The following is a 24,926-nucleotide window of genomic DNA, read 5'->3' on the forward strand; positions in this document are numbered from 1 at the left end:
TTTATCGTACCGAAACACGAAAAAGTGTTCAATAACTCCAGATACTATTCCCCCGCGCAGCCGCCAACCGCGTTTACGGAAGCATAGAGGGCGGATCGGTAAAGCTTTCTATGATCTCCATCAGCGTGTCAATTCCCCTTCGGTAGACCTCCTCTTTGATCCGCGGTTCACCCTGAACAGCCAGCAGATTCTGCAGCACGCCAAAGATACCGAAAGCATGGTAAAGCGTAGCGACGTTGACGGAGATATCCCCGGGATCCCGCTGATGTATGGCCGAAATCTCTTCCTGAACGATCTCACGCAGATACAGGCTGAATTCCCGCCCGAACATACCGCTGTCCAGCAGCAGTTTCAGCTCGTCGCCTTCGTCCTTCAAAGAATCAAAGAATTCCCTGGTCAGGCGCCTGCCCCGGAGCTTTTCCATATATGCTTCGCTCATTTCCACAACCACATCATTGAAAAAGCGGTAATTGTTGTAAAACGTGGAGCGGGACACTTTTGCTTCCCGGCATAACTCCCTGACGGAAATTTCAGTATAGGGCTTGGTTCGGGACAGCCGAATCAGCGCTTCGCGGATTGCCTTCTTCGAGTATTCGTTTCTCTGGTCCACAGGACAGCCCCCTTTTGTGCCAGGTTAATCCCTTCTCGTGCTTCAGTTCCTGATCCCGCAGGGAGATGATGGAGCACTGTAAAATTTTACACGATTCATACAAATCCGGCAAGAAAAGGCGGTACATATCCTGTTTCCAAGCCAGTCAGCACTTATGGCTGCTGTCCGTTTATTTTTTTACACAAAAAAGCAGCGCATTTTTGCAAATGCGCTGCCTGGAGTAATCTCCGGATTACTTCTTGTACTTCGGGCGGGCTGTATAGTGGGTATGCAGCAGCTCGTGAGCCAGATGGCTGTTGGGCTCGCCCAGGTAGTCTTTGTAAACCGCCATGATGGAAGCGTTCTCGTGGGACTTCCGCTGCGGCTTGTTCGCGTCCTCGTTGTACAGGGCCGCGGCACGCAGGGTCTTGGGATCGCATTCCATCCGCTTCTGGGCGGATACGATGGGCTGACCGCCGCCGGTCACGCAGCCGCCGGGGCAGCCCATGACCTCGATGAAGTGGTAGGTCTTCTCACCGCTGCGGACGCTGTCCAGCAGCTTCGCCGCGTTGGCAGTGCCGTGGGCAACCGCCACGTTGACGTCCAGATCGCCCACCTTGATGGTGGCTTCCTTCACTCCTTCGATACCGCGGACCGCTGTGAAGTCGACCTTGTCCAGCGTTTCCTTGGTCACGATTTCATAGACGGTACGCAGGGCAGCTTCCATAACGCCGCCGGTCGCGCCGAAGATGACGCCCGCGCCCGTGCTTTCGCCGAGGACGGGATCAAAGTCTTCATCGGGCAGGTTTGCGAAGTCGATACCGGCTTCCTTGATCATCTTGGCCAGTTCACGGGTGGTGATGACTTCATCAACGTCTGCCAGGCCGTTGTGGCCCAGTTCGGGACGCTTCGCCTCGAACTTCTTGGCGGTACAGGGCATCACGGACACAACCTTGATGTCCTTGGGATCGATGCCGACCTTCTCCGCCCAGTAGGTCTTGATCATCGCGCCTTCCATCTCGTGGGGAGATTTGCAGGAAGACAGGTTCGGAATGAAGTCCGGATAGTAGGTTTCGCAGAACTTGATCCATCCGGGAGAGCAGCTGGTGATCATCGGCAGCACACCGCCGTTGGTCAGGCGGCCGATGAACTCGGTGCCTTCTTCCATGATGGTCAGGTCAGCAGCCCAGTCGGTGTCAAACACCTTGTCGAAACCAAGGCGGCGCAGGGCAGCGGCCATTTTGCCGGTCACAGCAGTGCCCATCGGGATGCCGAACTCTTCACCCAGGGCGGCGCGGACCGCGGGAGCGGGCTGCACAACCACTGTCTTGGTTTCGTCATTCAGCAGATCCCACACAGCCTTGGTGGAATCCTTCTCATACAGGGCGCCGGTCGGGCAGGCTGCGATACACTGACCGCAGTTGATGCAGGCCACGTCGTTCAGCGGCTGTTCCCAGGCGCTGCCGATCTTGGTCTTGAAGCCGCGTCCCATGGGGCCGATAACGCCGACAGCCTGAGTGTTGTTACAGGCGGCAACGCAGCGGCGGCACAGGATACATTTGTTGTTGTTGCGGACGATGGAGGGGCTCAGATCGTCGATGTCATACTCGTTCATCTTGCCCTTGTACTTGTCCACGTCATCCACGCCCAGGTCCTGGCACATCTGCTGCAGTTCGCACTTCTGGTTGCGGGCGCAGTCCAGGCACTTCTTGTCGTGGTTGCTCAGCAGCAGCTCCAGGTTCACCCGGCGGGCTTCCCGGATCTTGGGGGTATTGGTCTTGACGTTCATGCCGTTGCTCACGGGCAGCACGCAGGCCGCGCCGAAAGCGCGGGCGCCGGTGTCAACGATACACATACGGCAGGCGCCGATCTGGTTGATATCCTTCAGGTAGCACAGCGTGGGGATGTTGATCCCGGCTTTTTTCGCCGCTTCCAGAACCGTCGTGCCGGCCGGAACTTCAACACTGACGCCGTCAATCGTAAGCTTAACGAGATTTTCCATTTGTGTTGTTCCTCCTCGCGCGATTATTCCTTGATGATAGCGCCGAACTTACATGTCGCCATGCAGCTTCCGCACTTGATGCACTTGTTCTGGTCGATCACGTGCTGTTCCTTGACGTTGCCGGTGATCGCGTTCACCGGGCACTTGCGGGCGCAGGCGGTACAGCCGCGGCAGGCGTCGGTGATCTTGTAGTTCAGCAGGGCCTGGCAGTGATGTGCCGGGCAGCGCTTTTCCTTGATGTGCGCTTCATACTCATCGCGGAAGTACTTGATGGTGGAAAGCACCGGGTTCGGAGCCGTCTGGCCCAGACCGCACAGAGCGCTGCTCTTGATGTTTTCGGCCAGGGTTTCCAGCTTCTCGATGTCGCCTTCTTCGCCCTTGCCCTGGGTGATCCGTTCAAGGATCTCCAGCATGCGGCGGGTACCAACGCGGCAGGGTGTGCACTTACCGCAGCTCTCATCAACTGTGAAGTCGAGGAAGAAGCGGGCGATGTCCACCATACAGTTGTCTTCGTCCATGACGATCATACCGCCGGAACCCATCATGGCGCCGATCTTGGTCAGGCTGTCATAGTCCACGGAGATGTCCAGCATGCTGGCGGGGATACATCCGCCGGAAGGACCGCCAGTCTGAACGGCCTTGAACTTCTTGCCGTTCGGGCAGCCGCCGCCGATGTCCTCAATGATGGTGCGCAGCGGGATACCCATGGGAACTTCCACCAGACCGGTGTTGTTGATCTTGCCGCCCAGGGCGAAAACTTTTGTACCGGTGGAGGAAGGAATACCAATGGACTTGAACCAGTCCGCACCCTTCAGGATGATCTGGGCGATGTTGCCCAGGGTTTCAACGTTGTTGATGTTGGTGGGGCTCTCAAACAGACCCTTCACAGCCGGGAACGGGGGCTTCGGACGGGGCTCGCCGCGTTTGCCTTCGATAGAGGCCATCAGAGCGGTTTCTTCGCCGCACACGAACGCGCCGGCGCCCAGACGGATGTGAATGTCAAAGTTGAAGCCGGTGCCGAAGATGTTCTCACCCAGCAGGCCGTATTCATGAGCCTGCTCGATGGCCTTCTCCAGGCGCTTCACGGCGATGGGGTACTCAGCGCGGACGTAAATCCAGCCTTCATCAGCGCCGATGGCGTAGCCGCCGATGGCCATGGCTTCCAGGATCGCGTGGGGATCGCCTTCCAGCAGGGAGCGGTCCATGAACGCGCCGGGGTCGCCTTCGTCAGCGTTACAGACGAAGTACTTGTGCTCAGCCTGGCTGGCACGGGCGAACTGCCACTTCTTACCGGTGGGGAAACCGGCGCCGCCGCGGCCGCGCAGACCGGAATCCAGCACTTCCTGGCAAACCTGCTCAGGAGTCATTTCGGTCAGGGCCTTTGCCAGGGCCTTATAGCCGTCGAAGGCAATGTATTCATCGATGTTTTCAGGATCGATCACACCGCAGTTCCGCAGTGCGACGCGCTGCTGCTGCTTGTAGAAGCCGATCTCATTCAGGCTCTTCTGAACGCTGCTCTCGTGGGTCTTGTGATCCACATAGACCAGGTGCTGAACCTTACGGCCCTTCAGCAGGTGCTCGGATACGATCTCATCCACGTCTTCTTCCTTAACGCGGCTGTAGAAAGTTCCTTCGGGATAAACGATAACAACGGGACCGGCTTCGCACAGTCCGAAGCAGCCCGTGCGGACTACCTTGACTTCCTTGTCAAGGCCCTTTTCCTTCAGCTGCTCCTCGAAGCGTTCAATCAGCTTCGCGGAACCGGAAGAAGAACAGCCGGTGCCGCCGCAGACCAGCACATGAGAACGATAAAGCTCCATCTGGGTTTTCCTCCTCTTTGTCGTTAATTAGTCTTTTGCGGCGCCGATGGTATATTCTTCCACAGGCTGACCGTTAACAATGTGCTCAGCTACGATCCGCGGCACCATTTCAGGCTTCACGTGGATGTAGGTAACCTTTTCCTTGCCGGGCAGGATCACGTCCAGCATGGGCTCATAACGGCACATACCGATGCAGCCGGTCTGGCTCACGGTCACGTGCTGCAGGTTCCGCTTCTGGATTTCTTCCATAAAGGCAAGCATCACGGGGCGGGCGCCGGCGGCAATACCGCAGGTGGCCATGCCGATCACAACGCGGCAGGCGTCCGTGTCCTTGCGCATGTTAATGCTTTCCAGCGTCTTTGCGCGGATGGCTTCCAGATCTGCCAAAGATTTCATATCAATACACCTCCAAAGATTGAGTTGATTTCCTCGTCCAGCGCTTCCTTCAGCCACGCGGCCACGGAAGGCTCGTTAAAGGGGATGTCGCTGCCCAGCGCATTCCTGACCTCTCTCGTATCGAAACTTCCCTCTCCTTTCGGGCTTTTGCCCTCAAAAAGGAAATCCGGAAACAACGGATTGGTCAGCATCAGACTCAGCAAAGTACCGGATAAATCCCCAAGCGGAAGACAGTCGATGTTGCCGGTGTCCATGGAACAGGTCAGGGTTGTTCCCTTTCCTTCCTCACTTTCCAGATGGAAAGTGCCTCCGGCTCTTTCGGCGTTCTCCTTCATCATGGGAATTCCCAGTCCAACCTTGCGGGTTGTCCGGGTTGTGGCAAAAGGACTGGTTACCCGGGCCAGCAGCTCCGGGCTCATTCCTTTACCATTATCCGCGAGTTCCATGGTCAGCATCCCGTTCTCTTCCAGGGTCAGACGGATGGTCACCAGGCTCGCGCCGGCTGTGATACTGTTCTGCGCCAGATCCAGCAGGTGAAGACTCAGATCACGCACGATAGGTTTCGAGAATACCGGGGACCTGATCCGGCGTCAGCCGGCCGTATACCTCTTCGCCGATCATCATAACAGGAGCAAGACCGCAGGCACCCAGGCAACGGGTGGCGTTCAGTGTGAACAGGCCGTCATCTGTAGTGTCTCCGGGCTGGATTTTCAGCTCTTCAGACAGTTTCTCGATGATCTTCTGGCTTCCCTTGACATAGCAGGCAGTGCCCAGGCACACACCGATCACGTGTTTTCCCTTGGGCTTCAGGGAGAACTGGGAGTAGAAAGTGGAAACACCGTAGACTTCAGACAGGGTCGTTCCCAGTCCGTCCGCGATCATTTCCTGAACATCCTGCGGCACATAGCCGAAAATGTTCATGGCTTCCTGCAGGCAGGGCATCACGGCACCGCGTTCACCCTTGTGTTTCTCGATCACTTCCTGCAGCTTTGCGTACTTTTCCTTGTTGTCAGGCATACAGTCCTTGACCTCCTTGGGATGTTTTTGAGACTTATGTAAAGGCAGACTCTGCCCATTACAGCTATCCGATTGATTTTATCATATTCGCCCTTGAAAGAAAAGGGCTTTAACGGTTGAAATATTAAACTTTTTGGTTAGTCACTGCTAACAAACTCCTTGTTTTTCAAGGCTTCCGGCCTTCGCTCCTGTCCAAAACGCAGGAGGCGCGCCGGTCATCCTCGCCCGGCACGCCTCAACAATAACCCCTGTACATTATCTGTATCTTAACTCTTCATTTTTCATTTTTGATTAGATCAAACAATCCGCCCAGTGAAAAACGGTCAGTATCAAGCTCGCTCACTGCCTCCAGGATATCCCCTAAATGATGGGCGTCTGAAGACCACAGCCGCTTTTTCCCGGCGATCAGTTTCTCGTTGACCGGCAGTTCCGGCCGTACCTCCACCACCGGGAAATCCGGTTCTTCCGGAAAAAGTCCCAGGTTCACCAGCAGCCCGTGTCCCCGGTTGATATGGGCCGGTACCGCCGCGCCGCCGTGTTCCCGGATAATCCGGGTACACTCCGCCAGGTCCAGGTCAGTCGCGCCGATCAGCAGCCGTTCTTCCACGTCAACCGTTTCATCGTCCGTGTTCATCACCAGCTGATTGCCAAAGAAATCCGGCTTGTTTTTCATCGGCGGCAGATGGCTGGAAAAGATCTCCCCGACCTCCACAGCTGTATCCACATCACGGAAATATCCCAGCAGATGCACTTCTTCCTTTGTGGTGATCTCCATCCCCGGCAGCAGTATCAGGCCGTAATAATCCGCTGCCTCTTTCACAAAAGGCAGATTCCGGGCTGTATTATGGTCTGTCACCGCAATCGCGTCCAGTCCCTTGATATGCGCCATGCCGCAGATATTCGCCGGCGTCATGTCGTCATCCGCGCAGGGACTGAGACAGGAGTGAATATGAAGATCCACCCACATGTTTTATACCTCCCGGTTCTTTCCGGGCAGTCCTGCCTCCGCCAGCCGCGCGCAGATCTCATAGGCCGTCAGCGGCGTCTGAAGCACGTTGATTCCTTCACTCTGGGCTTTTTCCAGCGAGGGTGCTTCCATCTCAATATCTTCGGGGATAATCACTGCAGCCATCTCCATCAGGCTGGCTACAGCAATTACGTTCATATGAGTCTGCACAGTCACCCACGCCATCCCTGCTGTACCGTGAGCCATCACCCAGCTCAGCAGGTCGCAGGTATACCCGCAGGAAACCTCCACGCTCTTATCCGCTTCCGGCGTCATATCCTTCGCTTCAATCAGCTCACAAAGCTCTTTTACAGTCATCGTCACAGTTCCTCCCAATCCTCAAATCATTCTCAGCTCTTGCAAAAACTATTCTCGAGTAGTTTTTGCAAGATCGACCATCTGCTGGGCCATTACACGAAGTTGTTCCTTCATCATGTGTATACAATCCATTTTGGTTGCAACGCCTTGAACAACGTCTTCTGCAAACGTCCTGCATGTCGGACTTCCGCAGCTTCCGCAGTCGAAGCCCGGCAGTTCCTTATAGATCTTGTCAATGCGTTCCATCTTGCGCATGGCTTCCATCAGATCTTCATCCAGCTTCATCGCGGAGTTCGGCAGGATGCTCAGGTCGTCGTACAGCGGATACTTCGTCATCATACCATTGTCCACGTTGAGTTCCGGGTTCTGATCCCGGCTGGCAAGGCGACGGACGTTGGACCGTGCCACATAGTTGTTTTCAAAGTTCAGCGGTCCGCCCACACAGCCGCCTGTGCAGGCAGCGCCCTCAAAGAACTCAAGGTGTTTCAACCTGTTATCTTCAATTTCTTCCAGCACATGGATACAGTTTTCAATTCCGTCCACAGACATGGAGTTCTCCGGGCTTACGGCATTGCATTCGCCGCCGCTTCTGGCCCAGCCCACGCCCAGGTCCGATGCTGTTTCCAGACTGATATCCACCGGAGCATTCCGGATCTGGCTGGAAAGCAAGCCATAGATCTCGAGCACGGAAATGGCTCCATCCACCGCGCTCTTCGCGTGGCCGATCGGTCTGCGGATTGCCGTCACCTTTGCCGGACAGGGAGTAATAAAGAAACAGCCGATTTCTTCTTCCTTCACACCGTGCGAACGGGCATATTCCCGCTTGGCAATCATAGCCGCCACTTCCATCGGCTGGCGTACGTCCACAATATGATCCAGCAGATCCGGGAAACGGACCTGGATCAGTCGCACGATAGCAGGACAGGCAGAAGAGATCACCGGTCTGGGCAGATCCGGATTCTTCAGGCGTTCCCGGATAGCCCGGGATACAACGTCCGCTCCCCTCGCCACCTCAAATGCGTCATCAAAACCCATCTGTTTCAGGCCGTTCAGCACCTGGCTGATGCTCTTCAGGTTCTGGAACTGTCCATACAGGCTCGGTGCGGGCAGTGCAATCTTATACTTGAAGCCGCTGATGGAGGACAGCGGATCCGTCACGGCCACCTTGGCATGATAACCGCACACGCGGATACATTCGCCGCAGTCAATGCAGCGCTCATCAATAATGTGCGCCCGTCCGCCTCTGACGCGGATTGCCTCTGTCGGGCACCGCTTCAGACAGTTCGTACAGCCCCTGCATTTATCGCCTTCCAGCCTCACCGAATGAAACCGTTTCTGTTCCATAGCCTGTCTCCTGTATAACCGAATTGATGATCTGTTCACCCTGGGGAAAAGAATCACCTTCGGAATTACTCATCTTATTCTCTGTCTTTGCTTAATACTCAATCTCCAGACAATACTTCAAATTATGAATTGTGAATGATGAATTATCCTGCAAGAGCAAACGACATCGTTATCGTCGTTCCGACGCCCACTTCACTCTGGATATCGAATTCTGTCGCGTTCCGCTTCATATTCGGCAAGCCCATGCCGGCGCCGAATCCCAGCGTCCGTGCCTCCGCACTGGCTGTGGAGAATCCCTCCGTCATGGCCATATCAATATCCGGAATGCCGGGACCCACGTCCTTGGATATTAGCGTCACCTTTTCCGGATCCACCAGAAGCGTCAGCGTTCCGCCCAGTGAGTGGATAACCAGGTTCAGCTCCACCTCATAGCAGGCAACAGACACATGCCGAAGCACTTCCGCACTGATGCCAAGCTGTTTCAGAGTCCTTTTGATAGTTGTGGATGCCTCGCCGGCTGTGGTATATGCGCCTGCTTCCACAGGAAAGCTTTTCTCAAGGATGTACGCCAACGCTTACACCCCCTCTTTTACGCCTGTCTTCCTTTTCGTACCAGGCAGGCCGTGAACATACAGTTCTCCGCACGCGGTATAAGTTGTCAGCGGACTGGAAATCACCGTGATACCGATTTCCTCCGCCATCTCCAGCATCTCTTCGCTGGGCATTTTCCCCCGCGAGAAGACGATGCAGGTAATGTCCAGCATCTCAGATGTCCGGAGCACATGGGGATTAATCAGTCCTGTGATCAGCACGGCTTTTTCTTTCACAAAAGCCAGCACGTCGCTCATCAGGTCGGATCCGCAGGCCGTATCCACCCGTTCATCCAGTCTGTCTGCCCCGACAAGCACCTTTCCATCCACAATTTCCATGACTTCCCTGATGGTCATCATCTGGCATTCTCCCTTCTCATTTCCGGGACACGCAATGGTCATTGTTAATTATTCATTGTTGTTTGGTTCTTTCCCGACGCACCAGCCGCGCACCTTGTTCACAGTGCGTTCCACAGCATCCTTGCTGTTCTTCCAGCTTTCGTTTTCATACCGGTAATCAAACTTTTTAATAAACCAGGAGATATCCTCCTGAATCCGGTCCATGTTCTCCTTTTCCATCCTTGTCAGCGTCTCAACGAACCGGCCCAGGTCTTTGGCACCAAGCTCCTGCGTCGCGGTCTCCAGCAGTTTCCCCAGATGCGGCAGGCACAGTCCCTTGCTTTGCTCAAACCGGTTGCGGAATTCTCCGTCATTCTGATAAAGATGGAAGAAGGTATGAAGATACCGGTTCATGTTCTCTTCAATGGTATCACACATCAGGCAGCTTCCTGCCATTTCGTTCACTGCCTGCGCCTGCTTCAGGATTTCATCCGTAGCAGTTTTTGTTTTTCCGCTCAGCTTATCCCCGATTCCGGCATTCTTCAGCTGCGCTGCGGTTTTCTCCAGTTTATCGGAAATCCTGGCCAGTTTCTCCCGGATTTCAATGGTGTGGCTTTCCAGCATCAGGGCATGACCCAGGCGGTTGCTCATGGAGAAAAGCATAGCATGATGCTTCCTGCAGAAGCCCCGGTCATTTACCTTTACACGCACGTCTGGTTCCATCACCGACGCGCCCAGATAACGATCTGCTTCCCCCAGCTCCGTCTTGCGCTCCAGGGCACAGAGAAAGCACTCACCGTCCATTTTCATGGCATCCCATACGGGAATTGTGTCGATATGATATCTCACTTATTGTCCAACCTTTTTCTCTGAATTCAGATGTCCTCTTCGAATCTCTCCAGCTGTACGCCTGCCTCCGCAAACAGTTCCAGCGTGAAGGGATCCGGATAGCCTTCTTTGTAAATCACTCTCCGGATACCGGAATTGATAATCATCTTGCAGCACATGGAACAGGGCTGATGGGTGCAGTACAGCGTGGCACCGTCAATGGAAACACCCAGCTTGGCAGCCTGAACAATCGCGTTCTGCTCTGCATGCACTGCATAGCAGGTTTCCATCTGCGTGCCGCTGGGAATCCCCAGTTTATCCCGAAGGCATACGCCCTTGTCCCGGCATGTTTTGATACCCGCCGGTGCTCCGTTATATCCGGTGGTCATGATCCGCTTGTCTTTGACGATCACACAGCCAATTTTGCGACCTGCGCGAAAGCAGCTGGACCAGTCTGCGATTGTAAACGCCATCTGCATGAACCGCTTGTCCCATTTATCCATGTATTTCCCACCTTTGCAGTTGTGTTGATGATTGTCTTGACTTATCTTTTTTATTATAGAAGAAGGAAAACATTTGGTCAACAAAAAACGAGACCATGAAGGTCTCGTTTCGATGTGTGGCTCAAATAGGACTCGAACCTATCCCGCAACCTCAGTCGGCGTTGCAAGATTCTCTTTAGCGTTATGATATCCGGCACGGACTCGAACCTATCCACGCAACCTGATATCCGGCACGGACTCGAACCTATCCCGCAACCTCAATCGTCGCGACTGTCCCCCGGACAGATCGCTCGTTTCGGTTGAGACAGCTGCCGACGAAATTTCTGCCACTGGCAGTCCTCGGCGGCTGTCCCCCGGGTCCCGTCGTGTCATAGGTCGAGTCCTTTTGAGCCAAAAACATAAGAAAACAGACCCTTGTAGGGTCTGTTTTCTTATGTGGCTCAAATAGGACTCGAACCTATGACACTCCGGGTATGAACCGAATGCTCTAGCCAACTGAGCTATTGAGCCATATGGTTGCGGGGGAGGGATTTGAACCCCCGACCTCCGGGTTATGAGCCCGACGAGCTGCCAACTGCTCCACCCCGCGTCATCCGCTCCTGCGAGCGCAAGGGATATAATACATGACCCGGATTAAAATGTCAAGCAAAAAAAATAAAAGCCTCCGGACATTTCTGTCCGGAGGCTGAAACAAACGCTTTTACTGTGCGGCGGTTACGCTGGTGATATGGGGGTTAGCACCATTGTACCAGTAGAGGAATCCTTCCAGATCAACCACATCGCCGACCTTCAGGGCTTCCACAGCCTTGTACACTTCAGTATCATTGCCGCAGAGATAGAACTCAACGCAGAAATCATAGGTCTGTCCATCCTTGGAAACCTTGAAGTACAGGTCATCGGTCTTGCCTTCCGCATCTTTGTAAGCAAAAGCAGCGCCGCTATCGTCATAAGCTTCCACAGTCATGCCCTTGAAAGCCACCAGTTCGTTCTGATGATTGATCAGTTCGTCAGTGCCCAGCAGAGCGGTCACATCGGTAGCGGTCGCGATGAAGGGATCGCCCTCAAGGATTTCATAAGTCGCATCGAGGATTTCAACCTCGCCGCTCCACTCGCCCTTGAAGCCCTTCACGGCAATCTTGGTACCGGGAACCAGCTTGGCAGCTTCATCCTTGGAAATGCCCAGTTCATAGATGAAATATGCACCGTCTTCGCTCTGGGCATAAATGGTCATCTTGTCGTTCCACCAGTTCTGGTGTGCCTGCACATAGGTTTCCACATACACGGGAGCATCCATCTCAGCCAGGACATAATCCTCATGGGACATCAGTACCAGTTCGCTCGCTTCCTCATCGGCGGCTTCTTCTTCAGCCAGCACAGGAACCAGGCACAGTGCAAGGGCAAGAACCAGAATCAGGCTGATAATCTTTTTCATAATAGCTGTTCTCCTTTCATTATTCCAGGAGGGATTCCCCCCTCCGCTTTCCGGGTTTATCATACATCAAACAGCGTAAAAACACAACGGACCTCATCCGTTTTTACGTTTTCTTACGGTTCTTCCGCTTGGTCAGGAATGCGTACAGACCAATCAGGATCCAAATGCACGGGATAACAATCAGCAGCGTTTTTGATTCGGAAGGAAGCTCCCCGAAGGACACCTTCTTCCCTGCTTTGACTTCAATCTGATCCAGCTGGAAAAGGCTGGTCACGTCAGCGTACAGCTTTTCGATATACGCGTCGCTCATCTTTTCTTTCCGGCGTGCGCTTTTCGCAGTGCTTTCAATCAGCTGTCCGGCAGCGGAACGCAGGCTGTTGCTGCCGTTGAACACCGGCGTAACAAAGGTATCCGAGGTGTACTTTTGCAGCAGCTCGCTGGCTTCAATCTTCACGGAATAATGGTCGTCGTCCTCGCCTTTCCTGCTCAGGTAATCCCGATACTCTGCGCTTTGCTGAGCCTTCAGGGTCACCGGCAGATAACCTTCTGTCTCCGCATAACCCAGCTGAACCTTATTGCTGATCAGATACTGGGTAAACAGCCAGCTGGCCAGCACTTCCTGGGGATCATCCTTGTTGAAGATACAGATGCTGGGGCCCTGGCTGATCATCTTCGGTTCTTCCGGTTTAAACTGCGGAATCGGCATCACCCGGATATTGAACGGAACCACCTGTTCCTCATGAATGTCCAGCATCGGCGCTTCGCTTCCCATCCAGGTAGCGCCGGCAGTGGAGTCAATCGCAAAGATGCACTGTCCGGCATTGAGGAAGTTGCCCGGGTAGCTGCTGATGGCAAACGTGGAGAAAGCCCGGCTCTTTGCGTGCTTATAGATTTCTTCCAGCAGTCCCTTGGTGGTGTCGTTGAAGAGCAGCACTTCCCCCTCCGCTGTGGAATACGGAGCGTCCAGCTGTTTGAGCATGGTAATCATCATATTGTCCGTGCTCTTGTAGATAAAGGGAATCATCACCTTCTGGCCGTTAATCTTAAAGGTGCCGTCTTCGTTTTTCTCCATGGCCTTTTCGCTGACTTCCCACACAAAGTCCCAGGTTACCACTTCAGGCAGTTCGTATCCCAGCTTCTTTACCATATCCTCATTGACGTACAGGGCTTCTGTGGAGCGCATATAGGGCATGGCGTAATAATGGTCTTCCAGCACGCACTCTGCCAGGAATTCCGGTACAATCTCCTCCTGTTTCGGGGAATCAAAGCGGACCTCGCTTCCCCCAAGCCCGTACCGGCTGTCTTTCATCCAGTCATCCATCTGCAGCACAACGTCCTGGCCTGTCATATACGTGGCGATATGGTCCGGATAGGTAATGCATACATTCGGTGTTGTTTTCGTCGCAATATTGGTAATCACGTCAGCAAAGATCCGCCCGTAATCCGCGTACAGGCGCAGATTGATCTTCACATTCGGATACATTTCTTCAAATTCTTTGATGGCGTTCGTATAAACAGCCGTCTGCACCTTGTTGGTATCATTCTTGGCCCAGAAGACCAGTTCAATCGGCTTGGAATCATCAAACGGTTCCGGGATCTTCGCATTCCCGGCTCCCGTCGCTTCCCGGCTCTCCAGCCGTCCATGGCATCCGGACAGCAGAATCAGTGATATAACAAGCATCGCACAAACTGCGATCCGCTTTACATTCTTTCTCTTCACTGCCTGTACCTCCTACTTCCTACTTCCTACCTCCTGCCTCAACTTATCCCTTTGTTCCTCCCCTGGAAACTCCCGCCATAATCTTGTCACGGAACACCAGGAAAAGCACAATCAGCGGGATGCTGACGACCACCACAGCCGCCATCATTGCCGGAATATCCTGACGGCCGAATCCGCTCTCCCGGATCGCCTGGATGCCGTTCGATACCAGGAAATACTTTGATTCTTTGGTAATCAGTCTCGGCCATACATAGCTGTTCCAGCATTCAATTACTTTCAGGATGGCTATGGTCACAATCGTCGGCTGGCTGATGGGCACCATCACCTTAAGCAGGTACTTCAGGTCGCTGGTACCGTCCACCTTTGCCGCATTGTACAGTTCATCCGGAATAGCTTCAAAGTTTTCCTTCAGCAGGTAGATATAGAACACACTGGTTACCGAAGGAAGGATCAGACCAAGATAGGTCAGGTCGCCCTTCTGGAATCCCCAGTTGACGATCGTCACATAGTTGGTGATAATCACCAGCTCCGTAGGAATCATCATCAGGCTCAGGAACAAAGCAAACAGCAGGTTTTTCCCCTTGAATTCCAGTCTGGAGAATGCAAATGCCGCCGGCACAATCACCAGCATCATCAATCCCGTAGTCGCCACAGTGAAAATCAAAGTATTCGCAAAATACCTTCCGAGACTGACCTCAGTAAAGGCTTTGACGTAGTTCTCCCCTGTCGGTTCCATGGTAATGAACTCAGGGGTTTTTTCATTGTTGTAAGATGCGGTATTCTTGACGCTGGTCAGCACCATCCAGTAAAAGGGAAACAGAACAATAACCGCCCAGATCACCAGGAACAGGTAAATCAGTCCCCGTGATACCCTTGCGTTCTTTTTCTCAATCATATTTCTTCATCCCCAAACACCTGTATACTCATCTTCGCAGCTCATGGTCAGGATTCCAATCATAATGATGAATTATGAATTGTGAATTATGAATTGATTTACATATACTGTACCTTGTTTCTGCTGAACTTCAGGTTAATGTAGGTAATCGTAAACACAATAGCAAACAGGATCAATGCCGCTGCCGCCGCGTAGCCGGGATATCCTCCCTTATCACTGTACAGCATGTCATAGACATAACCGACTATCGTGTTCATGCCTGCTTCATTCAGGTTTACGCCAAACAGCGCGACCTCGTCACTGTAAGCCTTGAAGGCTCCGATAAAGCCGGTAATGACTAGATAGAAAACAGTCGGGCTGATCATGGGCAGGGTAATCTTCCGGAAAATCCGTCCGCTGCTTGCCCCGTCCACCTTGGCAGCTTTGTAATAATCCTGGTTGACGCTTGCCAGCGCGCTTGTCAGGATCAGGATCTTGAAAGGCATAACAATCCAGACCGTATACAGGCAGGTCACCAGCATCTTTGCCCAGTACGGTCCGTTAATGAAGTCAACCATGTCATATCCCATCGAACTGATCAGCGCGTTGATCAGGCCATCCGTGTATTCCGTCCGTGCGAACAGGATCATGAACACCAGGCCGACAGCCAGCGTATTGGTCACATACGGCAGGAAGTAAATGGTCTGGAAAGCTTTTTTCAGCGTTTTGATTGAGCTGAGGCCCAAGGCGATCAGCAGGGAGATTCCTGTGCTCACAGGCACTGTAATAGCCACCAGGATCAGGGTATTCTTCAGCGCCTGGATAAAGAACGGATCGCTCAGCACATGGCCGAAATTGCCCAGTCCGACGCCGGTATAGGTTTGTGCAATGGATTGGTAGTTTTCCTCAACGGAATAGAAGCATACGTCGATCAGCGGATAGACCATGAACACGCCCAGAAAAAGGATCGCCGGCAGCAGATACAGCCAGGCCTTCAGGTTGTTCTTTTTCATACCCGTTCCTCGCTCTCCTTGTCAAACAGGAAAACCTTATACGGTTTCAGGTTGAAACGCACGGTCTTCTGGTCCGGATCGAATTTGTTTTCGGCGCTGACAATGGAACGGATGCTCCTGCCTGTCATCTGCGGATGTGTGGAAACAACGCTCACGTCCCGTCCCATCACTTCCACCCGGTCCATCTGGCAGGTCATACGCCCTTCATTCGCGTCCGGGATAAAGCCTTCCGGCCGGATGCCGACCCATACATGCATGTCCTTCCGTCCGGGCACATCCAGTACGTCTTCCTCACCGATATACAGTTTTTCGTTTTTCACCTCGCCATGGAACACATTGATCTGCGGCGTCCCCAGGAACTGAGCCACAAACAGGTTCGCAGGCTCATCATAAACATCCTGGGGTTTTCCGATCTGGTGTACCACGCCGTCCTTCATTACGATGATCAGGTCACTGATACTCATGGCTTCTTCCTGGTCATGCGTCACGAAAATCGTGGTAACCCCTGTCTCCCGCTGAATCCGGCGGAGTTCTTCCCGCGTCTGCAGCCTCAACCTGGCGTCCAGGTTGCTCAACGGCTCATCCAGCAGCAGAACCTTCGGGATTTTCACCAGAGCCCGGGCAATGGCCACGCGCTGCTGCTGGCCGCCGGAAAGCTCCTTCGGTTTCCGTTCCATAAGGCCGTCCAGCTGCACCAGTTTCGCGGTCTCCACCGCCTTCTGGTGCATGGCTTCCTTGGACATCTTCTGTGCGCCCTTCAGGTTCTGCAGCGGAAAGATGATGTTCTCCTCCACCGTCATATGCGGATAAAGGGCATAATTCTGGAATACAAGACCGACGCCCCGCTCTTCCGGCGGAAGGTTCGTCACGTCTTCATCCCCGAAGTATATCTTTCCCTTTGTCGGCGTCTCCAGTCCGCTGATCAGGTTCAGCGTCGTGCTTTTTCCGCAGCCGCTGGGGCCCAGCAGGCCGATCAGCTTACCGTCCGGGATTTCAAAATTGAAATTGTTGACAGCAATGACCTCCGCCCCCTTCTTATTTCGGGACGGGAAACACTTTGTCAGGTTTTCCAGCACTACTTTCATGGCATCCGCTTCCTTTCGACAATCCCTCCGCGCTCTTGTGCGGAAAGGTTCGGATGATGTATACTTACTTTGCTTGATTTTACCATATCATAGCTGGAAAAACAACGGAAAGGATGGTCCCGTATGCGATCCGCACAGTCAAAATACGGATATGGAATGACCCTTTCCGCCTGTCTCTGGCTTGGGCTGTTTCCGCTGCTGGGCGGATCCTATGCCCATATCACATACAACAAATGGATCATCATGCTGATCCTGACTGGCATAACCCTGCCTTGTTTTCTCTTTGACCTGGTCCGGGACCGTATCCTGAATAAAGAACCCGGCCGGAAGCTGTCGTTTCGTGACGTCTTCCCTGCCATCATCGCTTCTTTACACATCCTTTGGATCTTGATCACCTGCCTGCTCTGTACCGGCTCCTATGATCCGGATGTCTGGTGGCGGGGAAAGCCCGTACATTTTGAGGGTCTGGCCTCACAGCTGTGCTATTTTTCCCTCTTTATTTGCTTTTTCTTTTCCCGTGTTCACCTGAAACCCGTCCTGCTTTCCGCAGCAGCCGGTGTTGCTGTTTTCTTTGTCATTGTTATGCTGCAGCGAAGCGGCGAAAATCCTTTGGGGCTATACCCGCCCGGAAGAAGCTATGCGAAGAATCCGGAGTTTCAGGGCACCATCGGCAACATCGATATGGGCACCGGCTATCTCCTGCTCCTCGCCGGTCTCTTTCTCTATGCCCTGCTGTCAAATCTTCCCAAATTCCACGCATCCAACAACTCCCGTCAAACTTCCTACATCCTACCTCCTACCTCCTACCTCCTACCTGTTTCGATTGCTTTTCTCCTCTCCCTCTATCTGATCATCACCATGGACGTCCAGTTCGGTGTCATTTCCCTGGCTGTCCTGTTCCTGGTTACCTTGCTGTGCTTTATACCGAAAAAGTATCGCCTGCTGGCATTCATCCTGCTGATTATCGCCGTCCTGCTCGTCGTCTGGTTCTGGCCATTGTATGGCGGCGGCATCTGGGAACTTCATGAAATCCTTCACGGACGGATACGTCTTTCCTTCGGCAGCGACCGGATTGCTGTCTGGTACTACAGCCTGCTCCTTTCAGGGGAAAGTCTTCTCACCGGCGGCGGTTCGGGCACGTTCGCTTCCCGCTTCAATCACTTCATACAAGAAAACAATCTGATCATTCCCGCCGAACAGGATGGGCATCCCCTGCCGAATGTCTTTGATGCTCCTCATAGTGAGTATCTGAACCAGCTGGTCAATCACGGGCTGCCTGCCCTGATCCTGTTCGTCCTGCTCCTGCTCCTGTCCATATTCCGCAGGCACGACAGATGCCTTCCGCTTCTTACCCCCTGTTCCGCGTCCGTTTTGTGCTATGCAATCCAGGGCATCTTTTCCTATCCTGTTTGCCTTGTTGCTCCTATGTTTTGGATTCTTTTGGCTCTCTCATTCGCAGAACCAAAAGAATCCAAAACATAACTCTTCACTTTTCACTCTTCACTCTACACTAAAACCCGCTCCGGATTTCTCCGGAGCGGGTTTCCTTTAAATTTTCATTCTTCATTGTCATTTCTGACTGCTTCATCGCTGTACAGTAAGGCTTGCGTCTTTTCCCCTGCATAGCCGTCAGCATCAAGCCCGTTCTTCATCTGGAACGCAATGACAGCCTCCTGTGTCCCCTGGCCGAACTGGCCGTCGATCTCGCCGTCATAGTATCCCAGGGCCTTCAGCCGTTCCTGCAGCCTGGTTACCTTGTCTCCCCTGGATCCTGTCCCCAGTGCCGGTTCCGGAGTGTCCTGCTCCACATAGCCCGCAGCACGTACCGAACCAGGCACAGGCGGCAGTGGTGTCGGTGTCAGGCTCATTTCCCGCCGGACCTCGCCAATGGTCGGAATCATATAAGTTGCCAGGACAACAGCCAGGATCAGCATCACTGCCAGCCCGGCAATTCCGGCAATCATCTTCGGATTCTTGTTCATCAATCAGCTGTCCTTTTCTTCTTTCCGCATGAACATCAGTCCAAGGGTGTCCGGTCCGCAGTGGGTGCAAATCGTGCAGCCTGCCATGGCCTCCAGCACTTCCCGGAACAGACCGTAGCTCTTCACCGTATCAATGGCAAACCGTACCAGGCCTTCCTCGCTGGGAGAATGAACCACCACGACCCGGCTGAAGTCGATATTCTGATCATTCTCCAGTACGTCCCGAATGTAATGCTTCAGGTAATGTTCATACCGTCCGCGATACTTCTGGCCGGGATGCATTTTGCCATCCGCAACCACAATGGAAGGACGGATATGCAGCATCTTTGCGCCCAGCGCCTCCAGTCCGCTGCAGCGGCCTCCGCGCCGCAGGTAGTCGATTGTCCTGACCACGAAGCTGGAGCAGACCAGGCCAGTCTTGGCGCGAAGCGCTTCAGCAATGGCTGCTCCGTCGTCCGCACCCTCCTGGATCATTTTAATGCCCTCCAGCACCAGCAGTCCACTGCCCGTGGAAAGATTGCGGCTGTCCACCACAAACACATTGCCGACTTCCTTGCTGGCTTCCACAGCGTCGCCATAGCTCGTGGAAAACTCACTGCTCAGGCAGATATGCACCAGCTGATCGCAGTTTTTCAGCTGTTCTTTGAAGAATTCCTTGTACTCGTACGTATTCACTGCGGCCGTACGGACAGACTTACCGGCTTCAGTCGCACGGAAGATATCCCGGGGTGTCACGTCCACTCCGTCATGGAATACTTGTCCGTCAATGATTACGCTCAGCGGTGCAACACCGATCTGATACTTCCGGATCCAGTCCGGCGTCAGGTCGCATGTGCTGTCTGCGGTCATTCTGATCTTCATAAAATATGATACCTTTCTGCTATTACTACCAGCTTTCTATTGTTCAGCAAAAGTATTAATTCTGAATTCTGAATTATATTTACCTTTCCTCGCGGAAATAACTCAATCCAAGAGAAGCCGGCGGTTGATTCTCCCGCTTGTTCCGGATGCTGGAAATCACCAGCACAATAATGGTTACCACATACGGCAGCATCTTCAACAGCGGTTTGGTGGCCATGGTCACCTGAATCCAGCTGATATTGGTGATATAGCTGGAGCAAGAGAACAGGAACCCGAACACAAAGGATCCGATAATCGTCAGATGCGGCCGCCACAGCGCAAAGATAACCAGCGCGATGCTCAGCCATCCAAAGGCTTCCAGGCTCAGATATGCTTCCTGGGACACCATATAGTCGATAATGTAGTAGAATCCTCCCAGGCCGGCAATACCGCTTCCGATGCAGGTGGCCATGTATTTATATCGGGTCACGTTAATGCCCACCGCGTCCGCAGTCGCCGGGTTTTCACCCACAGCACGCAGCTGCAGCCCGACCCGGGTACGGAACAGCACCCAGCTGCTCAGCAGTACGATAATAATCGCCAGGAAAAAGAGTACGCCAAGGCACTGCAGACTATCCTGCCTGCCTGCGAAAGGCCAGCGATACATCATTTTCGGTCCGATCAGGTATACAGTCGCGTCCAGTTTGCTCATGATCACCTTCATCAGGCCTACGCCAAAGGTGGTCAGAGCCAGACCGGTCACATTCTGGTTTGCCCGGAGCGTTACCGTCAGGAAAGAATAGATCAGGCCGCAGAGCATGGACAGGAGCACGGAGCCCAGGATCCCCAGGAGCACAATCAGGAACGGCGGAAGGCCGCTCTTGCCGATCATGTTCAGGATCAGGCATCCGCCAGCGCCGCCCATGCACATGATACCGGGAATACCCAGGTTCAGGTGTCCGGCTTTCTCCGTCAGGATTTCGCCCGTGGAGCCGTACATAAATGTCGCGCCGAAAGCCAGCGAGTCAATCAGAAAGTTCAGCCAGATATTCATTTGACGGCCTCCTTTCCGGCTTCCGCGTGGCTGTGATGTCCGCGGAAATGGATCTCATAGTTGATAAAGAATTCACTGCCGATAATAAAGAACAGGATAATGCCGACAATGACGTTCGGGAAAGCACCGGACACGTCGAAATCCTGGCTGATCTGGGCAGCACCCTGATTCAGCAGCTGAATCAGTCCGGCAGTCAGGATCATCGCCAGCGGATTGAATTTGCCGAGCCAGGCAACCATAATGCCGGTGAATCCCTGTCCTCCGGCGGACTCCGTTGTCACCGTCTGGTCCAGGCCGGCAGCAATCAGGTATCCGGCCAGTCCGCACAGTGCACCGGAAAGGATCATGGTCCGGATAATAACCTTCTTTTCGTTGATGCCGACGTATTGGGCTGTCCGTACGCTTTCACCCACTACGTTAATCTCATATCCGTGCTTGGTATAGTTCAGGTAGATATACAGTGCGACGGCCAGCGCCACCACAACCAGGATAATCAGCAGGTAATCATTGCCGATGGAAGGCAGCTTGCCGTATTTCAGCTTGCCCAGGGAAGAAGATCCGCTCGGCACCCAGACCACCAGGAAATAGCTCACCAGGAAGGTTGCCACATAGTTCATCATCAGGGTAAACAGGGTCTCATTCGTTCCCCACTTCGCCCTGAACAGTGCCGGAATCACACCCCATACCGCACCGGTCAGCAGTGCCGCAATAAACATCAGGATCAGCAGCAGCCACTCCGGGATCTTACCGCCCAGGTAGAAGTCCACCGCGATCGCGCCCAGTACGCCGACCAGCGTCTGTCCTTCTCCGCCGATGTTCCAGAAGCGCATCCGGAAAGCCGGAGTCAGCGCCAGGGAAACACAAAGCAGAATTGCGATATTTTTCAGGAATTTCCATAGTTTACGGCTGGTTGAAAAAGATCCTTTGATAAATGCGGCATAGAAATCGCCGATCTTCTCCGGGTGTGCATTCAGCTTTTCAATCAGCAGGAAAGCCACCAGTCCGCAGACAATCAGACCCAGCGCGATAGCCGCGATGCGGATCGCCCACGCCCTCACCGGATTGACGGAAGTCCGTTTACTGAGGTGGATCAGCGGTTCACGGACTTCATTTTTCTTGACTGTGCTCACGCGTCCTCCTCCTTCCGCTCATCCGTTTTGGTCATCAGCAGACCGATTTCTTCTTTCGTGGTTGTTCTGGCATCGACAATACCTGTAATTGCGCCGCCGTTGATGACCATAATCCGGTCACACAGCTCCAGCAGCACGTCCAGGTCCTCACCGACGTAGATCACAGCTACTCCGTTTTCCTTCTGCCGGTTCAGCAGGTTGTAAATCGTATAGCTGGAGTTGATATCCAGTCCGCGCACGGGATAGGCAGCCATCAACACTTTGGGAGTGTAGGCAATTTCCCGGCCTACCAGTACCTTCTGGACATTACCGCCGGACAAACGGCGCACCGGTGTGGAAACGCCGGGTGTGGAAACTTCCAGCTCCCGGATAATCTCTTCAGCCTGCGCCTTCGGCTTTTTCCGGTTCAGGAAGCCCAGCTTGCCCTTCCGGTAACTGCGCAGCATCATGTTATCTGTAATATCCATGCTGCCGACCAGGCCCATGCCCAGCCGGTCTTCCGGCACAAAGCTCAGGTGAACGCCCAGCTGACGGATCTCCAGCGGCGTCTTGTCCCGCAGGTTCATGACTTCATCCTCACGGAACAGCACGTCCCCGTTTTGTACCCACTTCCGGACGGCCTTGTTGCTCATGCCATGGAAGGTTACGTCATTCAGGTTCCGGTCATGGAACGCGCCTTTTTCGGCCAGCGCCCTGACCTGTTTCATGCTCTTGTGGAAGAAACTGACCGGCCGGTCTTTTTTCGGGTTATAGAAAGTGATCTTTCCGCTTTCAACTGGCTGCAGGCCGGAAATGGATTCCAGCAGTTCCTTCTGCCCGCTGCCGGCGATGCCGGCAATGCCCAGGATTTCCCCGCCATTGGCGGTGAAGGAAATATCCTTCAGCACATGGATGCCTTCTGCGTTGTACAGGTTCAGGTCCTCCACCACCAGGCGCGGAATCGCATTTATCGGCGTGGAACGGTGAATATTCAGGTCGATCTTCTTACCGACCATCATCTCTGTCAGTTCTGCTTCAGAGGTCTCCGCCGTATTGACGGTGGCAACATGCTCACCCCGGCGCAGGATGGCCACTCTGTCGCTGACTTCCATTACTTCATTCAGTTTGTGGGTAATGATAATGATGCTCTTGCCGTCTTCCTTCATCCGGCGCAGCACGTCAAACAGCCGGGTGATTTCCTGGGGCGTCAGTACGGCGGTCGGCTCATCCAGGATCAGGATATCCGCGCCGCGGTACAGCACCTTGATGATTTCCACTGTCTGCTTCTCGGAAACAGACATGTCATAGATCTTCTTGGCCGGATCCAGCCGGAAGCCGTAGCGTTCCGCAATCTGGGTCACCTGGGCATTAACGGCCTTCAGATTATACTTTTCCTTCGACTCTGTACCGAGCACCACATTCTCGGCAGCCGTAAACAGATCCACCAGTTTGAAATGCTGGTGAATCATACCAATCTTATGCTCAAACGCATCCTTTGGAGAGCGGATCACGACTTCTTTCCCGTCGATCAGGATCTGGCCTTCATCCGGGAAATAGATACCGGCAATCATATTCATCAGGGTAGTCTTGCCGCAGCCATTCTCTCCCAGAACAGCCAGGATTTCTCCCCTGTAAACGTCCAGGTCCACATGGTTGTTCGCCACCACCGGGCCGAACCTTTTGGTAATTCCGCGCATTTGAAGCGCAAGCTGCTTCTCCACGATCTGTCCTCCGAAAAATGCGTCCTATAGTACTCGTTTTATCTTATCATAAAAGGATACGGACTGCCACTGGAAATGAGTGGCAGTCCGTATATTTACTTCACAGGGCTCTCTTCATCAGAAAGCGGTGTTCAGCAGCTCGATACCGTCGATGTTCACATCGAAGTAGGGAGCGCTGCGGAATTCGGATTCATGGAAGTAGCCGTCAGCAACCACTTCGGTATCGGGAGTGTAGGCAGGATCGGTATCAACATCAGCCAGGTAGGAGGTCAGGGGAGCCTTGTCCTTGGTGATGAAGCCTTCGGTAGCGGTGTCGAACACCTTCAGGGTGCCGGCTTCGAACTGAGCCTTCACTTCAGCCAGCTTCTCAACGGTGCCGGCAGCAGCAGCCTGCTCGTTCACGTCGGTCAGCTTCACAGAACCGGTAGCAATGGTGCCGGTCCAGTCGGTGTCGATGGCTTCACCGGCAACCTTCTGTCCGATGATGTACTGGAAGTAGGGAGCCCAGTCAATACGGCTGGCCACGATGAAGGTGTTGGGGCAGCTTTCCACGGTGGAGCCATTGTAGGAAACATCCGGGATACCGGCGTTCTCGCAGGCAGTGGGAGCACCCATGGAGTCAGCGTGCTGGGAGATCAGGTCAGCGCCGGCAGCGATCAGGGCTTCGGCAGCAGCCTTTTCTTCCTTCTCATCGTACCAGGAACCGGTGAACTGAACCTTCATGATAACATCGGGGCAAACGCTCTTGGCGCCCAGGTAGAAGCTGGTGTAGCCGGAAACCACTTCAGCATAGGTGAAGGCACCGACGTAACCCATCATGGGAACTTCGCCCTTCAGCTTGCCGGCTTCCTTGATCTCGTTCAGCTTCAGACCGGCGGCAACGCCAGCCAGATAGCGGCCTTCATAGATTGCGGCGAAAGCATTGTGGAAGTTAGCCAGCTTCTCGGTGTGAGCCATGGTGCCGGTGGCGTGGCAGAAGTCCACTTCGGGCTTATCCTTGGCAGCCTGCAGCATGAAGGTCTCATGACCGAAGCTGTCGGCGAAAACGATCTGGCAGCCTTCATCGGCCAGGTCCAGAGCGGCTTCATAGCAGTCATTGGATTCGGGAATGTTGCGCTTGATGATCACCTGGTCATCAGACAGTCCCAGAGCAGCGGCGGCATCCTTCACGCCGTTGATGAAGTTCAGGTCATAGGTGGAGTCTTCGTCGTGCAGCAGGATGACACCCAGTTTGATGTCTTCCTTGGCAACGCCGTCAGCAAAAGCTGCAAAAGCGGTCAGGCACAGGGCCAGAGCCAGAACCAGGGCAAGAACCTTTTTCATGTTGTTTTTCCTCCTCTTACT

Annotated in this window: 25 protein-coding genes and 2 tRNA genes; 1 reads left to right on the forward strand and 26 read right to left on the reverse strand. The window is 53.8% G+C overall.

What is annotated here, in order from left to right; genetic code table 11:
- Positions 1–73: 73 nt before the first annotated feature.
- The 20 genes from JYE49_RS07320 to JYE49_RS07415 all read right to left on the reverse strand — a co-directional run bounded on the left by JYE49_RS07320 (position 74) and on the right by JYE49_RS07415 (position 16,876).
- Entirely contained in the window at positions 74–610 is a 537-nt protein-coding gene (locus JYE49_RS07320; RefSeq protein ID WP_093958172.1) for a TetR/AcrR family transcriptional regulator, read from the reverse strand.
- Between the two features lie 232 nt (positions 611–842).
- Entirely contained in the window at positions 843–2,591 is a 1,749-nt protein-coding gene (locus JYE49_RS07325; protein WP_093958173.1) for an NADH-dependent [FeFe] hydrogenase, group A6, read from the reverse strand.
- Between the two features lie 23 nt (positions 2,592–2,614).
- Positions 2,615–4,411: an NADH-quinone oxidoreductase subunit NuoF gene (gene nuoF / locus JYE49_RS07330; protein WP_093958174.1), complete on the reverse strand. Its 1,797-nt coding sequence runs from the start codon at positions 4,409–4,411 to the stop codon at positions 2,615–2,617.
- Between the two features lie 27 nt (positions 4,412–4,438).
- A complete protein-coding gene (locus JYE49_RS07335) occupies positions 4,439–4,807 on the reverse strand; it encodes a (2Fe-2S) ferredoxin domain-containing protein (RefSeq protein WP_093958175.1) in 369 nt (122 codons plus the stop codon).
- Positions 4,804–5,361, reverse strand: a complete 558-nt coding sequence (locus JYE49_RS07340; RefSeq protein ID WP_283399452.1) for an ATP-binding protein — start codon at positions 5,359–5,361, stop codon at positions 4,804–4,806. Before JYE49_RS07340 ends, JYE49_RS07335 begins: the two co-directional genes overlap by 4 nt.
- Positions 5,354–5,824, reverse strand: a complete 471-nt coding sequence (gene nuoE / locus JYE49_RS07345) for an NADH-quinone oxidoreductase subunit NuoE (RefSeq protein WP_093958177.1) — start codon at positions 5,822–5,824, stop codon at positions 5,354–5,356. The genes JYE49_RS07340 and nuoE overlap by 8 nt, the downstream gene beginning before the upstream one ends.
- 274 nt (positions 5,825–6,098) lie before the next feature.
- Entirely contained in the window at positions 6,099–6,791 is a 693-nt protein-coding gene (locus JYE49_RS07350) for a PHP domain-containing protein (protein WP_093958178.1), read from the reverse strand.
- A 3-nt stretch (positions 6,792–6,794) separates the two neighbouring features.
- Complete coding sequence (locus JYE49_RS07355; RefSeq protein WP_093958179.1) at positions 6,795–7,148, reverse strand: hypothetical protein; 354 nt, start codon at positions 7,146–7,148, stop codon at positions 6,795–6,797.
- Positions 7,149–7,196: 48 nt separating this feature from the next.
- Positions 7,197–8,492 (reverse strand): [Fe-Fe] hydrogenase large subunit C-terminal domain-containing protein, encoded by a 1,296-nt coding sequence (locus tag JYE49_RS07360; RefSeq protein WP_093958180.1) that lies wholly within the window; start codon positions 8,490–8,492, stop codon positions 7,197–7,199.
- Positions 8,493–8,635: 143 nt separating this feature from the next.
- On the reverse strand, positions 8,636–9,064 hold the full coding sequence (locus JYE49_RS07365; RefSeq protein WP_093958181.1) for an ATP-binding protein: 429 nt from the start codon (positions 9,062–9,064) through the stop codon (positions 8,636–8,638).
- A 3-nt stretch (positions 9,065–9,067) separates the two neighbouring features.
- The gene (locus tag JYE49_RS07370; RefSeq protein ID WP_369413342.1) at positions 9,068–9,442 is read right to left on the reverse strand and encodes a DRTGG domain-containing protein; all 375 of its coding nucleotides are present in this window, start codon (positions 9,440–9,442) and stop codon (positions 9,068–9,070) included.
- Between the two features lie 48 nt (positions 9,443–9,490).
- Positions 9,491–10,270, reverse strand: a complete 780-nt coding sequence (locus JYE49_RS07375) for a DUF6062 family protein (RefSeq protein WP_143754540.1) — start codon at positions 10,268–10,270, stop codon at positions 9,491–9,493.
- 26 nt (positions 10,271–10,296) lie between these two features.
- On the reverse strand, positions 10,297–10,752 hold the full coding sequence (locus JYE49_RS07380) for a deoxycytidylate deaminase (protein WP_093958183.1): 456 nt from the start codon (positions 10,750–10,752) through the stop codon (positions 10,297–10,299).
- A gap of 436 nt (positions 10,753–11,188) precedes the next feature.
- Positions 11,189–11,262, reverse strand: a tRNA-Met gene (locus JYE49_RS07385).
- A 3-nt stretch (positions 11,263–11,265) separates the two neighbouring features.
- Positions 11,266–11,341 (reverse strand) — tRNA-Met (locus JYE49_RS07390).
- A 111-nt stretch (positions 11,342–11,452) separates the two neighbouring features.
- Entirely contained in the window at positions 11,453–12,184 is a 732-nt protein-coding gene (locus JYE49_RS07395) for a hypothetical protein (RefSeq protein ID WP_093958184.1), read from the reverse strand.
- Positions 12,185–12,287: 103 nt separating this feature from the next.
- Positions 12,288–13,904 carry an ABC transporter substrate-binding protein gene (locus tag JYE49_RS07400; protein ID WP_346763126.1) on the reverse strand — a complete coding sequence of 539 codons (1,617 nt, stop codon included), beginning with the start codon at positions 13,902–13,904 and terminating at the stop codon, positions 12,288–12,290.
- A 43-nt stretch (positions 13,905–13,947) separates the two neighbouring features.
- Complete coding sequence (locus JYE49_RS07405) at positions 13,948–14,799, reverse strand: carbohydrate ABC transporter permease (RefSeq protein ID WP_093958185.1); 852 nt, start codon at positions 14,797–14,799, stop codon at positions 13,948–13,950.
- 98 nt (positions 14,800–14,897) lie between these two features.
- The gene (locus tag JYE49_RS07410; protein WP_093958186.1) at positions 14,898–15,791 is read right to left on the reverse strand and encodes a carbohydrate ABC transporter permease; all 894 of its coding nucleotides are present in this window, start codon (positions 15,789–15,791) and stop codon (positions 14,898–14,900) included.
- The gene (locus JYE49_RS07415) at positions 15,788–16,876 is read right to left on the reverse strand and encodes an ABC transporter ATP-binding protein (RefSeq protein WP_093958187.1); all 1,089 of its coding nucleotides are present in this window, start codon (positions 16,874–16,876) and stop codon (positions 15,788–15,790) included. The genes JYE49_RS07410 and JYE49_RS07415 overlap by 4 nt, the downstream gene beginning before the upstream one ends.
- 123 nt (positions 16,877–16,999) lie before the next feature.
- On the opposite strand from JYE49_RS07415, the gene JYE49_RS07420 reads away from it, so the two are divergent.
- The gene (locus JYE49_RS07420) at positions 17,000–18,358 is read left to right on the forward strand and encodes an O-antigen ligase family protein (protein WP_093958188.1); all 1,359 of its coding nucleotides are present in this window, start codon (positions 17,000–17,002) and stop codon (positions 18,356–18,358) included.
- A gap of 74 nt (positions 18,359–18,432) precedes the next feature.
- On the opposite strand, the gene JYE49_RS07425 is transcribed toward JYE49_RS07420, so the two are convergent.
- The 6 genes from JYE49_RS07425 to JYE49_RS07450 all read right to left on the reverse strand — a co-directional run bounded on the left by JYE49_RS07425 (position 18,433) and on the right by JYE49_RS07450 (position 24,905).
- A complete protein-coding gene (locus tag JYE49_RS07425) occupies positions 18,433–18,858 on the reverse strand; it encodes a peptidoglycan-binding domain-containing protein (RefSeq protein WP_283399453.1) in 426 nt (141 codons plus the stop codon).
- A 3-nt stretch (positions 18,859–18,861) separates the two neighbouring features.
- Positions 18,862–19,719 (reverse strand): DegV family protein, encoded by an 858-nt coding sequence (locus JYE49_RS07430; RefSeq protein WP_093958189.1) that lies wholly within the window; start codon positions 19,717–19,719, stop codon positions 18,862–18,864.
- Between the two features lie 79 nt (positions 19,720–19,798).
- Entirely contained in the window at positions 19,799–20,752 is a 954-nt protein-coding gene (locus JYE49_RS07435) for an ABC transporter permease (RefSeq protein WP_093958190.1), read from the reverse strand.
- A complete protein-coding gene (locus JYE49_RS07440) occupies positions 20,749–21,882 on the reverse strand; it encodes an ABC transporter permease (protein WP_093958191.1) in 1,134 nt (377 codons plus the stop codon). Before JYE49_RS07440 ends, JYE49_RS07435 begins: the two co-directional genes overlap by 4 nt.
- Positions 21,879–23,558: an ABC transporter ATP-binding protein gene (locus JYE49_RS07445; protein ID WP_179217426.1), complete on the reverse strand. Its 1,680-nt coding sequence runs from the start codon at positions 23,556–23,558 to the stop codon at positions 21,879–21,881. Before JYE49_RS07445 ends, JYE49_RS07440 begins: the two co-directional genes overlap by 4 nt.
- Before the next feature lie 141 nt (positions 23,559–23,699).
- Positions 23,700–24,905, reverse strand: a complete 1,206-nt coding sequence (locus JYE49_RS07450) for a BMP family ABC transporter substrate-binding protein (protein ID WP_093958193.1) — start codon at positions 24,903–24,905, stop codon at positions 23,700–23,702.
- Between the last annotated feature and the right edge of the window lie 21 nt (positions 24,906–24,926).

The sequence above is a fragment of the Aristaeella hokkaidonensis genome (assembly GCF_018128945.1).
In the GTDB taxonomy this organism is placed as follows: Bacteria; Bacillota; Clostridia; order Christensenellales; family Aristaeellaceae; genus Aristaeella; species Aristaeella hokkaidonensis.